Origin of the sequence: Vibrio sp. ED002, from assembly GCF_023277445.1 — a bacterium.
GTDB classification, from domain to species: Bacteria; Pseudomonadota; Gammaproteobacteria; order Enterobacterales; family Vibrionaceae; genus Vibrio; species Vibrio jasicida.
The window spans coordinates 3592759-3607446 of the sequence record NZ_CP080238.1 but is presented as its reverse complement, the minus strand read 5'-3'; the positions used below and the strand labels follow the sequence as shown (position 1 = coordinate 3607446).

13 protein-coding genes are annotated in these 14688 nt (G+C 47.1%); 11 read left to right on the top strand and 2 right to left on the bottom strand.

What is annotated here, in order from left to right:
- Window positions 1–7: 7 nt before the first annotated feature.
- The 8 genes from ITG12_RS16745 (at window position 8) to ITG12_RS16710 (ending at window position 10451) form a co-directional block, all read left to right on the top strand.
- Window positions 8–3100 (top strand): tetrathionate reductase subunit A, encoded by a 3093-nt coding sequence (locus tag ITG12_RS16745; protein WP_248873264.1) that lies wholly within the window; start codon window positions 8–10, stop codon window positions 3098–3100.
- 173 nt (window positions 3101–3273) lie between these two features.
- Entirely contained in the window at window positions 3274–3897 is a 624-nt protein-coding gene (locus tag ITG12_RS16740; protein WP_038880652.1) for a c-type cytochrome, read from the top strand.
- Window positions 3894–4955: a c-type cytochrome gene (locus ITG12_RS16735; protein WP_038880654.1), complete on the top strand. Its 1062-nt coding sequence runs from the start codon at window positions 3894–3896 to the stop codon at window positions 4953–4955. Before ITG12_RS16740 ends, ITG12_RS16735 begins: the two co-directional genes overlap by 4 nt.
- A 151-nt stretch (window positions 4956–5106) precedes the next feature.
- On the top strand, window positions 5107–6111 hold the full coding sequence (locus ITG12_RS16730) for a substrate-binding domain-containing protein (RefSeq protein ID WP_038880679.1): 1005 nt from the start codon (window positions 5107–5109) through the stop codon (window positions 6109–6111).
- A 132-nt stretch (window positions 6112–6243) separates the two neighbouring features.
- Window positions 6244–7575 (top strand): paraquat-inducible protein A, encoded by a 1332-nt coding sequence (locus tag ITG12_RS16725; RefSeq protein ID WP_038880656.1) that lies wholly within the window; start codon window positions 6244–6246, stop codon window positions 7573–7575.
- Entirely contained in the window at window positions 7568–9214 is a 1647-nt protein-coding gene (gene pqiB / locus ITG12_RS16720; RefSeq protein WP_038870551.1) for an intermembrane transport protein PqiB, read from the top strand. The genes ITG12_RS16725 and pqiB overlap by 8 nt, the downstream gene beginning before the upstream one ends.
- Window positions 9214–9783: an ABC-type transport auxiliary lipoprotein family protein gene (locus tag ITG12_RS16715; RefSeq protein WP_038880658.1), complete on the top strand. Its 570-nt coding sequence runs from the start codon at window positions 9214–9216 to the stop codon at window positions 9781–9783. The genes pqiB and ITG12_RS16715 overlap by 1 nt, the downstream gene beginning before the upstream one ends.
- Window positions 9784–9878: 95 nt before the next feature.
- Window positions 9879–10451, top strand: a complete 573-nt coding sequence (locus ITG12_RS16710) for a TetR/AcrR family transcriptional regulator (RefSeq protein ID WP_038880660.1) — start codon at window positions 9879–9881, stop codon at window positions 10449–10451.
- Window positions 10452–10565: 114 nt separating this feature from the next.
- Here the strand turns inward: ITG12_RS16710 and ITG12_RS16705 are convergent, their stop codons facing one another.
- Window positions 10566–12023, bottom strand: a complete 1458-nt coding sequence (locus tag ITG12_RS16705; protein ID WP_227741147.1) for an arylsulfatase — start codon at window positions 12021–12023, stop codon at window positions 10566–10568.
- A gap of 54 nt (window positions 12024–12077) precedes the next feature.
- Window positions 12078–12464: a DUF4345 domain-containing protein gene (locus tag ITG12_RS16700; RefSeq protein WP_038880664.1), complete on the bottom strand. Its 387-nt coding sequence runs from the start codon at window positions 12462–12464 to the stop codon at window positions 12078–12080.
- 439 nt (window positions 12465–12903) lie between these two features.
- Here ITG12_RS16700 and ITG12_RS16695 point away from each other — a divergent pair, with 439 nt between their 5' ends.
- From ITG12_RS16695 to ITG12_RS16685, 3 genes are all read left to right on the top strand, one after another.
- A complete protein-coding gene (locus tag ITG12_RS16695) occupies window positions 12904–13683 on the top strand; it encodes a hypothetical protein (RefSeq protein ID WP_038880666.1) in 780 nt (259 codons plus the stop codon).
- Between the two features lie 82 nt (window positions 13684–13765).
- Window positions 13766–14248, top strand: coding sequence for an SRPBCC domain-containing protein (locus ITG12_RS16690; protein ID WP_038880668.1), 483 nt, complete (start codon window positions 13766–13768; stop codon window positions 14246–14248).
- A gap of 157 nt (window positions 14249–14405) precedes the next feature.
- Window positions 14406–14645 (top strand): hypothetical protein, encoded by a 240-nt coding sequence (locus ITG12_RS16685; protein ID WP_038880670.1) that lies wholly within the window; start codon window positions 14406–14408, stop codon window positions 14643–14645.
- Window positions 14646–14688: the final 43 nt, after the last annotated feature.

Here is a 14688-nt window from a genome sequence, read left to right as displayed (position 1 = left end):
TTTCATTATGGATAACAAACGCCGTCAGTTTTTGAAATCTGGCCTTACAGTGGGCGGGCTTGGAGCCTTTGCTGCGGGCTACGCAACCACCACAAAACACATGGTAGAAGGTGCTATTCACGGCACTGCGGGTGAGAAAACCCGTGATATTCACCACGGCAACTCACTGGAGCCCGAATACAAGGTGAACGACAAGGGCAACTTAATCCCGAATCCAAATCAGCGCGTTGCGCCATCAATGTGTTTTGGTTGTTGGAGCCTATGTGGTTTGCGCGTTCGTATCGACAATCGTAACGACGAGATCCTGCGCATTTCGGGCAACCCATACCACCCGTTATCACATCAGCAGCACATACCATTTGAGACGCCTGTAAAAGACGCGTACTTGAGCTTGGCGGGGGAAAACGGTTTAGAAGGCCGCTCCACAGCATGTGCTCGCGGTAACGGCATGATGGAAATTCGTAATAGCCCTTATCGCATTACCCAACCACTGAAGCGTGTGGGCAAACGTGGTGAAGGCAAATGGGAACCGATCAGCTACGAGCAATTGGTGGACGAAGTCGTCAACGGTGGCGATCTGTTTGGCGAAGGTCATGTTGAAGGTTTGAAAGACATTCGTGACCTCACGGCGCCTGTTGATTCGCAAAACCCAGAATATGGCCCGAAGGCCAACCAACTGTTGATGACCAACGCCGGTAACGAAGGCCGTGACGACATCTTCAAACGTTTTGCTTTTAATAGCTTTGGCACACGTAACTTCGGCCATCATGGTTCTTACTGTGGCTACGCTTTCCGCGCAGGCAGCGGCGCTTTCATGAACGATTTGGATAAGAATGCTCACTTAAAGCCAGACTTCGATAATGCCGAATACGTTATTTCTATTGGCATGTCACCAGCACAAGCGGGTAACCCGTTCAAACGTCAGGCTCGTCAGCTAGCCAAAGCGCGCACCGAAGGCAAACTGGAATACACCATCATCACGCCGAGCTTGCCAGCAGGTTCATCAAGCCTTGCCGCAGGTGACAACAACCATTGGATGCCAATTAAACCGGGCACCGATTCTGCCTTGGTTCTTGGCATGATTCAGTGGATCATCGCCAACGAACGCTACAACAAAACCTTCCTTGCGCAGCCAGGAGCAACGGCGATGCAAAGAGCGGGCACGGCACATTGGTGTAATGCCACTCACCTTGTGATCAGCGATGAATCTCACCCACGTCACGGGCACTTCTTACGTGCATCTGAAATGGGCATGCCGTTTGAAGGGGAAGCACTTTCAGAAACAGATCCATACGTGATTGTCGATGCGCAAAGCGGCGAGTTGAGCGTACACAAGCAGGCGGGTGAAGCATCGTTGTTTGTCGACCAAGATGTAGAGCTGGCTTCTGGTGTCGTTCGCGTTAAGTCATCATTGCAACGTTTGAAAGAAGAAGCGTTTAAATACGATCTGGACTTCTACAGCGAGCAATGTGAGATCCCTGTGGATCAAATCATCGCGCTAGCAAAACGCTTTACCAGTCATGGCACTAAAGCGGTGGTTGATACTCACGGCGGCAACATGCACACCAACGGTTTCTACAACGCCTTCACCATCATGATGCTTAATGCTCTGATTGGTAACATCAACATGAAAGGCGGCGCAATGGCGAAAGCAGGCGGTTATCCGACATCTGCCGCGGGCCCTCGCTACGACTTCACTAAGTTTGAAGGCAAAGTGGGACCAAAAGGCGTGTTCCTCTCACGCAGCAAATTCCCTTATCAGAAAACCAGCGAATACAAACGTCGCGTGGAGGCAGGCGAATCCCCTTACCCAACTCGTGCACCTTGGTATCCGTTTGCAGCGCCTTTGCTTACCGAGCATCTATCGGCAGCGATCGATGGTTATCCATACCGAGTAAAAGCGTGGCTCAACCATATGGCGAACCCAATTTATGGGGTACCGGGTTTAAAAACGCTGCTTGAAGACAAGCTAAAAGATCCAAAGCAACTTGGTTTGATTGTTTCTGTCGATGCCTTCATCAACGAGACCACTGCACTATCGGACTACATAGTGCCTGATACCGTCACTTACGAAAGCTGGGGCATGGCATCACCTTGGCATGATGTTCCAGTAAAAGCAGTAACGGCTCGCTGGCCAATCGTGGAAGCGCGCACAGAAAAAACCGCCGATGGTCGCAGTATTTGTCTGGAGAACTTCCTGATTGATATCGCCAAAAAGATGCAGCTAGGCGGCTTTGGTGACAACGCCATCAAAGACACGCAAGGTCGTTTGCACGGTATTCACTCTGCTGAAGACTTCTATCTTCGCTCAGCAGCCAACCTTGCCTACGTGAAAGGTGGCGTTCCGGAAGTGAGTGCAGAAGACATTGCTTGGTCTGGTCTTGAGCGCCTACTGCCAAGCATGCGAAAAGCACTAACACCAGATGAGATGAAGCGCGTCGCGTACATTTTTGCTCGTGGTGGCCGTTTTGAAAATGCCACAGAAGCCTACAAAGGTGAGCAAATGAAGTACAAGTGGACGCGCCCTGTCGCGATTTGGAACGAGCGTGTTGGCAGCGCAAGAAACACCATGACAGGCGAGTTCTACAGTGGCTGTCCGACTTGGCATCCACAAAAGCTCGCAGATGGCACACCACTTGAGACTCAGTACCCGAAAGCCGAGTGGCCATTCAGCCTGACCAACTTTAAATCGAACATTCACAGCGCGGTATCCAATTTGTCACCACGCTTGAACTCGATTAAAGGCGTTAACCCTGTTTACATCCATCCAGTGGATGCCGCTGCGGCTGGCATTCAAACTGGCGATCATTTCGTGATTGAAACTCCAGGAGCCAGCACCACAGCGCTTGCAATGGTCATGTCTGGTATTCGCCAAGGTACGCTCGGTTTTGAACATGGCTTTGGCCACACAGAGCTAGGTCAGCGTGCTCACTGGATTGGTGATAAACAACAACCAGTGAAAACCAGCGGCAATGATGGCGTCAACATCAACGACGTCGGTTTGATTGACCCTACTCGTGAAGGTAAAGGCGTGATGCTGGATTGGGTAGTTGGTGCGGCGGCACGTCAATCTCTGCCAGCGAAGATTCGCAAAGCGTAAGCGGATTCAGCCACCATTTGTTAGGCTTCTTCCCTTTTAGGGAGGAAGCCTTTTTTATTTCTGCAGCAAGCCGCAATGCCTCTCCACAGGATTTATGTGGATTTCCACAATAGCCACAACTAATAACAATACTCACAATAATGCGCTCAAATAATAATCAAATGTGAGTCAGCATGTTTCGTAACTTATCTTTGGCTGCGCTTTGCTTGAGTGCCGCCTCTTTCGCAGCCTATTCTGCACCACTCCCCGAACACGGTGAGATCTGTACCGGATGCCATGGTGTCGACGGTAAAGGCCAAGCAGGTATCGCATCTATGCTTGCCGGACTGAATGCCGGCTATATGGAAAGCCAGCTCGAACTCTTCTCAAGCGATAAACGCCACAATGTCATCATGAAAGGCATGGCCGATGAGCTTAGCGACCCAACACTTCGTGCAGAAGTTCTGCAATATTTTGCTCAATTGCCGACTTGGGAATTTACCGACCTTGAGCAGCGCGGAGACCAAGCCGATATCAGCAACCCCTATCGCAAACTGGTTTATCAAGGAGACTGGGATAGAAACATTCCCGCTTGTTCAACTTGCCACGGCGCAAGTGGTATGGGCGTAGACAAATTCCCGCGCCTTGCGAGCCAACAAGCCGATTACTTACAAAACCAACTTCATGCTTGGAAGAACGGCACACGTAGCGGTGACCCGCTCAATATGATGGGTGGTATTGCGAAAAAGCTCACCGATAAAGAAATCAAAAACTTGTCTTACTACTTCGCTTCTTTGCGTTATGAGGAGTCGAAATGAAACTGATTTATTCCCTACTGCTTGCAAGCATCTCTACCCTTGCACACGCCAGTGATGCAGCAAACCATGAACTGCCAGATCGCCAAACCGAATTACCAGCGGTACAAAAGCACGCTGACACGCAGTACCTTAAACCTCGCGATTTAAGCACCATCGAAAACGACGAATTTGGTGAGAAAGTAAAATACGGCTACTCACTGTTTGTGAACTCGCAGCAAATGCGTGGACGTTATGTGGGTAACGAACAAAACTGTGTGAATTGTCACATGGAAGCCGGACGTAAAGCCAACGCCGCGCCTCTGTGGGCGGCTTATATGGCCTACCCTGCTTATCGCAAAAAGAACGACAAAGTAAACAGTTACGCCGACCGCATTCAAGGCTGTTTCACCTATTCGATGAATGGTAAGCCACCAGCAAAAGACTCAAAAGAACTAGAGGCGCTCAGCGCTTATGCTTACTGGTTAGCAATGGGAGGCTTATTGGACCAATACGGTATGCAAGATGAGCCAGTTCCTGCCATCAGCACTGAACAATTATTGACGGGCGGTAAGGCAGAAGACTTTCCGTTGCCAGAAAAAATCGCTAACGCTTTGCCTACAGATAAACGTGGCAACCTAGCAGGCCGTGGCTACCCAAAAATTGACAATCCAGAGCTTGATCCTTCACCAGAGCGTGGCGCGCAAGTTTACGTTGATAACTGCGCGGCCTGTCATGGAGAAAGTGGTCAAGGTATTCACGATGAAAACGGCCGCTCTTACATTCCACCTTTGTGGGGCGAATACGCTTACAACTGGGGTGCAGGCATGCACCGAATCAACACTGCGGCTTATTTCATCTACGAGAACATGCCTTTGGGCAAAAGCGTTCAATTGAGTAAACAAGAGGCATGGGATGTCGCGGCTTATGTCAACAGCCATGAACGACCACAAGACCCTCGCTACAAAGGTGATTTGCAAGCAAATGCAGCGAAGTACCACAACCACCAAGGGTACTACGGCAAAGAGGTGAATGGTCATATTTTAGGCAGCAAAGCCTTCCCGCCAACTACGGTAGATTAAAGCGTAACTTCAATTCGACTAAAAGCGTGTTCACCTGAGCTCGCTTTTTTTGTTTTAAAACCTTGATACACCGCCACTATTCTCAATTGGGTGTTTGAGTTCATCCGCTGTGCATTGTTAAATGAAGCAAATTTCAGATCCTGAGTTCCCTATGGCTACCATCAAAGACGTCGCAAAAGAAGCTGGCGTATCCATTGCAACCGCATCTCGCGTCATCAATGACGCCCCACACACCAGTGAATCCGCGATTGTCGCCGTCAAAGAAGCAATGAAGAAACTAGGCTATCGCCCGAACGCCAATGCGCGCGCACTGGTCAGTAAATCGTCCAACGCGATTGGGGTATTGGTGAACGACGTTTCTGCGCCCTTTTTTGGCACCATGGTCAAAGCCATCGACACCATTGCCAGTGAGCAAGAGAAACAGCTTCTGATTGGCAGTGGCTATCATGATGCCGTGAAAGAGCGCAACGCGATCAACTTGCTGATCAACAGCCGCTGTGAATCTTTGGTCGTGCATAGCAAAGGCATGACAGATGACGAGTTAGCCACGCTCGCCAATGAAATTCCGGGCATGGTGTTGATCAACCGTATCGTGCCAGACATCGCTTCACGCTGTATTGCGTTGGATAACCGAAAAGGCTCTTACATTGCCACTGAGCATTTGATTCGCAATGGACACGAACACATCGGCTATATCTGCTCAGGTCATGATATTGAAGATGCACGCGATCGCCGCGACGGCTATCTTGATGCTCTGCGAGATAACGGCATCAAGATTCGTGAAGAATACATCGAATACGGCGAGCCAGACGAAACCGGCGGTGAGCAAGGCATGGTAAACCTGATGGCGAAGAACACGCCCATCACTGCTGTTGCTACCTACAATGACTATATGGCCGCAGGTTGCATGACGTTACTGCAAGAAAATGGCATCCGTATTCCTGAGGACATGTCGGTGATTGGATTCGATGATGGCCATATCGCACGCTACATTTACCCTCGCCTAACGACCATTCGTTACCCAATTCAAGTCATGGCAAATGAAGCGGTCAAACTATCACTTCAGTTAGTAAATAACGAAGAAGCCGAACGCACAGAACACAAATTGTTCATGCCAATTCTGGTCAGACGTGCTTCTGTTGGCAATATCAAATAACCTCAAACCAGCCTCACCGGCTGGTTTTTTCTATTAAACAGGTAAGAAGCTTGTAAAACATCCCCGCAAAAACAAGCGCATATCTTGAAAAAGGGTTATTCTTAGTGATTAAAAGTACGAAATAATAACTGAATGAGCATTCAACCCAATTCACGTCAATTAGTCTCCTGTGAGGAGTGCGGCTTGGTCGTTCGTATCCCAGATATCGAGCAAGGTCAAAAAGCGCAGTGTCCTCGTTGCGAACATTCGCTTACCAAAGTGAACGCGAAACCGTATCAAAGCGTCATTGCTGTATCGGTGGCTTGCTTGATCACCTTAGTTTTAAGTGTCTCATTCCCGTTTATGTCATTCAGTGTTCAAGGCTTATCTCAAGAGATTACCTTGATGCATGCCGCTAAGATGCTAGCCGAGTTTCATAACGCATTACTCGGGGCTTTGCTTCTGGCGACCGTCGTGGTGCTGCCCGCAATCTACGTCGGATTAATTCTGTTTTTACACCTTGAAGCCTTGAAGTCACTCAAGCATCCATTAGGTAAGAAGCAGATTCGCATGGCGAAAACCCTATGCCGGATCTTATTCCGTGTTGAACCATGGTTGATGGTCGATGTATTCCTGATCGGTGTCTTAGTGAGCTTAATTAAAATCGCCTCACTGGCTGAGATTGGCATGGGTAGTTCGTTTTGGGCATTCTGTGTTTACACCGTGCTGGTCGTGAAATGTATTTCAATGGTCGATAAGAGCTGGCTGTGGGGACACTTCATTCCTGCGATTGAACTGCCAAATGTGAAAGAAGGTGATACGCACCACAATGAAAACCACATTGGTTGTCACACCTGTCATCAACTCAACCCTATTGAAGACAAAAAACATCAAAAGTGTCTTCGTTGTGATAGCCCAATACACAAATACAACCCTACAGACAGCATGCAGAAAGCATGGGCCTTACTTTTTGCGGCAATCATTTTCTACATTCCAGCGAACCTTTATCCAATGATGTACACAGTGAGCCTCGGTCATTCCGAAGGCTCGACCATCATGGAAGGTGTGGTTCTTCTGTGGCAACTGGGCTCCTACCCTATTGCAGCGGTTATCTTCTTCGCCAGTGTGTTTATCCCAATGGCAAAAATGTTGGCACTCGCTTGGCTGTATTTCAACGCTCAAAAAGCACAATACTTGCCTCCTGAAGAAAGTATTTCACGCTTGAAAATCTACCGAATTACAGAATTTATCGGTCGTTGGTCGATGATTGATATTTTTGTTGTCGCTATTCTGGTTGCGCTCGTGCAGTTGCAAAACCTAATGGCGATTTACCCTGGTCCAGCAGCGCTTTCATTTGCTGCTGTGGTCATACTCACCATGCTCTCTGCAATGATTTTTGACTCGCGTTTGTTGTGGCAATTACCACAAAACGAAGCGCAGGAGCCAATGACTAATAACTTAAATGAGAAAGCCAAATATGAGTGATGAGAACAAGGCAACCGCTCAAATAAAACCGCAAAAGCAGGTCTCTGCGATTTGGATCATTCCGATCCTTGCGTTAGCGATGGGAGCGTGGATGCTGTTCCAATACATCAACAGCACAGGGCCAGAGATCACACTGAAATTACCAACAGCAGAAGGTATTGAAGTCGGTAAAACAGAGATCAAAGCACTGAACGTAAAAGTGGGCGTGGTTACTGACGTTAAACTCAGCGAAGACTATGACCACATCATCGCTACAGCACAAATGAACAAAGACGCGAAACGCATGCTGCGTGAAGACTCCATGTTCTGGGTCGTTAAGCCTCGTATTGGTCGTGAGGGCGTGTCAGGTTTAGAAACCCTGTTATCTGGTGCCTACATTCAACTTCAACCAGGCAATTCTCAGGTCGAAAAAGAGCATTTTGATGTTCTCGATGTGCCACCTGTCGCTTCCCCTGACGCAGAAGGTCTACGCATTGTATTGACACACCGCGAAGCCGGAAAACTTGGCGTTGGTGACCCAGTGATCTACAAAGGCTTTACCGTGGGTCGAGTTGAAACGACGAGTTTCGATGTCGACACTCGTCGCGCTTTGTACCAACTGTTTATCTTCAAGCCATATGACAGTCTTGTGCGTACCAAAACTCATTTTTGGTTGAGCTCAGGTGTCGATTTACAGCTTAATGCAGAAGGCTTTGAGGTGAAGTTCGGTTCACTAGAAAGCATGATTACGGGCGGCGTAACCTTCGATACCCTGCCAGGAATGGGCGCAGGAGATGAGCTCAAAGAAGACATGACACACTTCCGTTTGTTCGATGATGTTAAACAAGTGCGCGAAGGCATGTACGATGAATACATTCAGTTTGTGATGATGTTTGAAGAGTCTGTTCGTGGTCTGAAAGCTAAAGCACCGGTTGAATACCGTGGTTTACGCATTGGTACCGTTATCAAAGTGCCTATGCGAATGCCAACGCCAGAAGAAGACTTCTCCGCGAAGAAAATCCCAGTGCTTGTACGTATTGAGCTTGGCCGAGTTTATGAAAATTTACCATCAAGCCAACTGCCAAGGTTCAAAGAGAAGCTAAAAGAAGAGTTTGCCAAAGGTCTTCGCGGTACGCTGAAAACGGGTAACTTGTTAACGGGTGCGCTGTATATCGATGCGGATTTCTATCCTGATGATGAACCTTACGTGCCGAGCCAATTTGAAGATTTAGATGTCTTCCCAACCAAACAAGGTGGCTTTGCTCAGGTTCAACGCCAAGTGAATGACTTCCTAACCAAGCTAAACAGCTTACCAATGGAAGACACGTTGAACTCACTGAACAAGACATTGAAGAACTCGGAAAAAACGCTTGCTTCAGCAGAGCGTGTTGCGAGCAGTGTGGATCGTCTTCTCAACCAAGAAGACACCAAAGCGATTCCAGCCGACATTCGTAAGAGCCTAGAACAGCTGCAAAGAACATTAGATGGCTACGGTCCGAACTCCACCATGTACAGTGAAATGGAGTCGACGCTGAAAGAGCTAGAACAAGTAATGACTGAGTTCAAACCAGTCCTTAAGCAGTTGAACGAAAAACCAAATTCATTGGTATTTGGCGAAGATGAAGTCAACGACCCAATCCCAGTTAGAGGACAAAAATAATGAAACGCGGACTTTTATTGATTTCTGCCCTTCTGGCAGGTTGCAGTAGCGCTCCTGAAGACACAGGCGCTTTGTATGTCTTACCGGAAGCAAGCTCAGCAAAGGTAAGCGACACCATGATTGCACAGCGTCCACAACTTGTGGTTCGCCCAGTTGAATTAGCAAGCTATCTTGCCGACAGTGGCATAGTGTATCGCGCTTCAGAGACCCAGATCATCCAAGCGAAACATAATCAGTGGGCGCACAGTATCTCTGAGCAAATTACGACACGTGTAATCGATGAACTGCGTGGCAAACAAACTCAATACTGGCCGGTAGACGTCAATAACCTGCTCGACCAGAGTGGCGAAAGCAAGCTTCAATTGTCACTAAGCAAGTTCAATGGCAGTTATGAGGGCAACGCTGAGATCGAAGGCGAATGGCTCATTGTTGATGCTAACGGCAAAGTGAAGACCAGTGCACCGGTCAAAATCAGTATGCCTTTACAAGATGAAGGCTACGATGCACTTGTCGATGCACTATCGGTAGGTTTGAACAACCTGACAGATCAAATCGCAGCTCAGCTATAACACTCCTCGCCCATTCAGTTCTCTGAGTGGGCGACTTTTTCTCCCCTTATTTTCCCGATACACTGTAACCCTGCCCTTTTAGTGAGTGATAAAGAATGAAAGACATGCGACAAGCGTTACTCGATGCCGGATTGCATTTGATCAATGAACACGGCTTTGCTGGTGTGGGTTTAATGAAGATCATTAACGAAGCAGAAGGTACTAAAGGGTCGTTTTATCACTACTTCAAATCAAAAGAACACTTCGGTGCGATTTTGCTGCACGACTACTTTGAAACGCATCTCGAACGCTTAGGCCGCTTCCTTTCAGATGAAACAAAAACGCCGCAAGAACGCGTACAAGCTTACTTTGATGATTGGTGTGTGGTGAAGTTAACCGACGACTTTCGTATTCAATGCTTGGTCGTCAAACTCGCTGGTGAAGTTTCTGGTCACGACACTGAAATGCAAAGTGAAATGGCTGTCGGCACTAAGAAAATGATTGAGATAATGACGACTTTCTTTGAGCGCAGCAATCAAGAAGGCACGCTTTGTTTGTCTGCACCGGAACAAACAGCAAAAACACTGTTTAGCTTGTGGTTGGGTTATACCTTGCTTGCGGCAATGCAAAAAGATCGCGCAATTTTAGATGATGCGATGCAAACCACCATCAAGCTGCTAAGCGAGTAAGCAGAACCTCTCACATACTCGGCAAAACACAGTGCAACACGTCAGTAGAAATCATCAAAATAAAGACAACAAAGCCAGCATTTCGCTGGCTTTATGTTTATTAGATGGGTGATGCTAATTTCCGACTCCACCGACGGTTTCTGCAGGTGTTTCTGGCGTCACTGGAGGCCACTTCTTGAAGGTTTCCAAATGCTGCTGAACAGCGGCTTGGGCAGGACCAAAGGCCCACATTTTCTGCCCCATCCATTTTAAGTACATACCGGATTCTTCTTCCGCTCGTTCATAAGGATCTTGGCGTAGGTTGAATAACAGTGGCGCATTCAACTCTTCTTTCGGGCCACTCCAACCGTGGTTTTGTACCACAAAATGTGCTTTCCAATCACCCACACGAACGGCTTGCAGTTTATCGCGCTCGTAGTAAAAGATTTCATTGCGATTAGATTTGCCGTTGTTGGTTAACATTTCCATTTGGTTGTAGCCATCAAGGTGTGCTTTGTGGCCTTTGTAACCTTTCAGCATTTGCTGTTTTAAATCAGCAGGGCCACCAGCAGCTTCGACCAACGTCGGCAGTAGATCCATCCCATCAAACATACCGTTGCTGACTTTATTTGCTGGGATTTTTTCAGGCCAACTGATCAAGAAAGGCGCTCTAACCCCACCCTCCCATGTTGTTCCTTTCTCACCATGGAATGGCGTCATACCACCGTCTGGCCATGTCATGATCTCAGGCCCATTATCGACGGTGAAGATCACTATGGTGTTGTCAGCAACGTCGAGCTCTTCAAGCTTCGCAAGCATTTCTCCAACGTGGTCATCGAGGTCTTTCATTACGACCTCTTGCAATCCCCAACCGTTAGTACCAAGCATCGCTTCATATTTCGGAGAGAGATGCGTCCATACATGACCTCTTGATGGGCAGTACCAAGTAAAGAAAGGTTTTTCGGCCTTCACCGCACGCTCAATAAAATCGATCGCATGCTTGTTGACCTCATCATCAAGAGTACGCATTCGCTCAATGGTGAGAGCGCCATCATCTTTAATCGACTGACCACCTTTTCCATCGGCTTTCGCATGAATGACATTACGTGGCGCAAACTTTTGGAAAGCTTCATCCTTCGGCCAATCAGGATCTTCGGTGTATTCCATTGCGTTTAGGTGGTAAAGCCAACCCCAATACTCGTCAAAGCCGTGCATAGTTGGAAGAAACTCATCGCGGTCACCTAAATGGTTTTTTCCAAACTGCCCTGTGACGTAGCCAAGCTCTTTAAGTAACTCAGGCAGAGTTGGAGTATTTTGGTTAAGCCCAACAGGACCACCAGGTAAGCCGACAGTGTGCATGCCTGTTCTTACCGGTAATTGCCCAGTTAAAAAAGCAGAACGCCCAGCAGTACAAGATGGCTGGGCGTAATAATCGGTAAGTAGCATGCCTTTTTCAGCGATGCTATCAATGTTTGGCGTCTGGCTACTCATCAACCCACGGTGATAAGCACTGACGTTAGAGACACCAATATCATCAGTAAATATCACGAAGATATTGGGTTGGCCCTGCCCTGCAGTTGCAGCGAAGGACATCAATGAAGCCAATCCTAGCGCTATACGACGAAGTATCCCTTTCATAGATTTTCCTTATGCTGTTTGCTCTTCTTTTCTGATCATCTTCAGCCCCACCAAGCCAAAGCCGAACTCCAAAAATAGATACACGACTAACAACCAATGCGGCATTCCGTCTACTAGCAAACTCAAGAGCCTTCCCATCGCTAAGCCCCACATAAAAATGACCAAGCTATACAGTGCAGGTAGACGATATTTGGTGCTCATCGCCCCCATTACCCAAAACATAGCGAGCGCTAAATACAATCCCATAACCGCTCGAAAAATGTGGCTAACGTTCACCGAGGACACATCAATCCCAAATAAAAATGAGAGCGAGTCAACTGGTGAAAAACCATAAGAAAGTGCAATTGGGGTAAGACCTGCCGCAGCTAAGAGAAGAAAAATACTTTGAATTTTCATGACGTCTCCTGATTCGCTGTTTCACATACAGCGTAGTTAAATTAACAAATTAAACAAGTTGCATAGCTAATGCGTTTTTGAAAGAGGCTTGATGAAGCCTGTGTGTCTTTAAGCAAACATCAATAAAGGCGCCAAAATACACAAACCGGATAGCAGGACGTTTTCGATTTTCATCTGGGATTCTCCGTCAAATGTCATTCCATCGACGTTGAATGTTGAACGCGTTACCACGCTCTTCGATGGTCAAAGAATACACAATACAAACCGGTCGGTCTAGTGTTATTTACAAAAAGATCTTAGCTCGATCATAGAGAATTGGTATCACACTGAATTGAAAAGAAAGTTATCCATAAACCTGAGATTTTGAATTACTGCAATCCATGCTCTACGCTAATTTTGTGCAATTCATTTAATAACGATTACAAACACGGACGTTGATATGGCTAAGATGACCTTCCCTTCTATCGCCCTTATTTCCTCGCTTGCAGTGGCGCCAAGCGCAATAGCAGAAGATACGCAATCCTCACCAAGCAACTGGCAACACAGTGTCGAGATCTACATGCTCGCCTTAAATATCAATGGTGATACCACCATGGGTAACTTCTCTTCCAGTCTCGATGTCGATCCAAAGTTCATCATGGATCATCTCGACATTGGTGCTATGGCAAGACTTGAAGGGGTATATCAAAACAAATGGGGTTACTACATCGATTACAGTTTTATGGATCTCAGTGGTGACGTAAATAACCTGTCAGGTATTCTCCCTAATGTCAGTTATCGTGCTGATTTGGAGATCCGCCAAGGCGTTCTAGAAGCAAAAGCATTTCAGCGAGAAACCTACTCCTTCGGCATGATCGATTACATGTTTGGCTTACGTTGGTGGGATAACGACATCAAGGGCAAGGTTTACCGCAACGATAACCGCATTCTGGTGGATAGGCTCAACATCAAAGAAGACTGGGTTGATTTTCTAATGGGTGTTAGATGGATCAATGACCTAACCAAAGATTGGCGCTTTCATGCCAGCTTGGATGCCGGTTTAGGTAAAGACACCAACTTTACCTATGCGACCCAATTTGGTTTGCGTTACCACATTAATGATTGGTCAGACGTTAACCTCGCTTACAAATCCACTTGGGTTGATTACGTAAACGAAGGAACCTTTGAATACGATACCGCCTCGCACGGCTTCTTAATCGGTCTTGGTTTGTACTTTTAATCACTTTAGGGCGAAGTGTTTCGGCACTTCGTACCGGATTCTCCTAAGCTAATAAGAACGAGTGTCATAAGGTGTTGCTTAGATGAACAAACCGGAAGTTATCTGGCCGGATTATTATCATCCCAAACATTCTCATATTCATGTGCGTAGCCAAATCGAAATCCCTGAACCTCCCGAGGTTGTTTGGCAACACTTAGTTCGTGCTCATGAATGGCCCGCATGGCGAGACGGAAAAACCATGGTGCAGATCCTAAGTGGCGACAGCACATTGTGCAAAAACACCATGTTTCGTTGGAAAGCCTCTTGGCTAGACTTTCATTGTACGGTTGTCGAATACACACAGCATCAGCGCTTGGCTTGGAAAGGGAAAAAAGGCGGCGTTGATATGTATCACGCGTGGGTGTTGGAACCAACCAAAACCGGTTGCAGTATTGTCACCGAAAGCACACAACGTGGTGGCATGACTTGGCTTACCAAATACTTTGCACCAAAAAGGTTGAGAAGATACCAGCTCAAATGGCTAGAAGAGTTATGTCGTCAGTCTCATGGTCACTGCGGCAAATAAGCACCAATGCCCCCCGCCTACCGACGGATATGTACAATAAATGCTCCCTCCCTGATCTCAATCATATTTGAGACACATTGCATGAGATACCCTTAGCGAAAACTATAAAACCCAATCATATGACCCCATGGTCAATAGATAAGGCGCTTGAGCAGCAATGTCGATTAACATTTCAGATCTAACCACCGCATTAAGCAAGGTGGAGCACATCCACAAAGTTCAATTGGAAAACGTGCATCAGTTTTTTAAGTCTAACGAAACTTTCTCGGTAAAGGCCTTTAGCCAAATTGTGGCAACGGACTCTATTGATGAACGTTTTAAAGCTATCGACAAAGAATTTGCTTTGTTGGGCGATGCTAAAACTTACCTGCTAGAAGCCTCTTACCTAGTAAGCTAAATGCCTCAAGAATAAAAATGTATGGTCCGCCCCGTTATTGCAA

What these genes read in the sequence shown, in the direction of transcription:
- pqiB (WP_038870551.1), top strand. Translation starts at nt 7,568, where the DNA reads ATGAGTGATGAGAACAAGGCAACCGCTCAAATAAAACCGCAAAAGCAG.
- ITG12_RS16710 (WP_038880660.1), top strand. Translation starts at nt 9,879, where the DNA reads ATGAAAGACATGCGACAAGCGTTACTCGATGCCGGATTGCATTTGATC.
- ITG12_RS16735 (WP_038880654.1), top strand. Translation starts at nt 3,894, where the DNA reads ATGAAACTGATTTATTCCCTACTGCTTGCAAGCATCTCTACCCTTGCA.
- ITG12_RS16685 (WP_038880670.1), top strand. Translation starts at nt 14,406, where the DNA reads ATGTCGATTAACATTTCAGATCTAACCACCGCATTAAGCAAGGTGGAG.
- ITG12_RS16745 (WP_248873264.1), top strand. Translation starts at nt 8, where the DNA reads ATGGATAACAAACGCCGTCAGTTTTTGAAATCTGGCCTTACAGTGGGC.
- ITG12_RS16725 (WP_038880656.1), top strand. Translation starts at nt 6,244, where the DNA reads ATGAGCATTCAACCCAATTCACGTCAATTAGTCTCCTGTGAGGAGTGC.
- ITG12_RS16740 (WP_038880652.1), top strand. Translation starts at nt 3,274, where the DNA reads ATGTTTCGTAACTTATCTTTGGCTGCGCTTTGCTTGAGTGCCGCCTCT.
- ITG12_RS16695 (WP_038880666.1), top strand. Translation starts at nt 12,904, where the DNA reads ATGGCTAAGATGACCTTCCCTTCTATCGCCCTTATTTCCTCGCTTGCA.
- ITG12_RS16715 (WP_038880658.1), top strand. Translation starts at nt 9,214, where the DNA reads ATGAAACGCGGACTTTTATTGATTTCTGCCCTTCTGGCAGGTTGCAGT.
- ITG12_RS16705 (WP_227741147.1), bottom strand. Translation starts at nt 12,023, where the DNA reads ATGTCCTTCGCTGCAACTGCAGGGCAGGGCCAACCCAATATCTTCGTG.
- ITG12_RS16730 (WP_038880679.1), top strand. Translation starts at nt 5,107, where the DNA reads ATGGCTACCATCAAAGACGTCGCAAAAGAAGCTGGCGTATCCATTGCA.
- ITG12_RS16690 (WP_038880668.1), top strand. Translation starts at nt 13,766, where the DNA reads ATGAACAAACCGGAAGTTATCTGGCCGGATTATTATCATCCCAAACAT.
- ITG12_RS16700 (WP_038880664.1), bottom strand. Translation starts at nt 12,464, where the DNA reads ATGAAAATTCAAAGTATTTTTCTTCTCTTAGCTGCGGCAGGTCTTACC.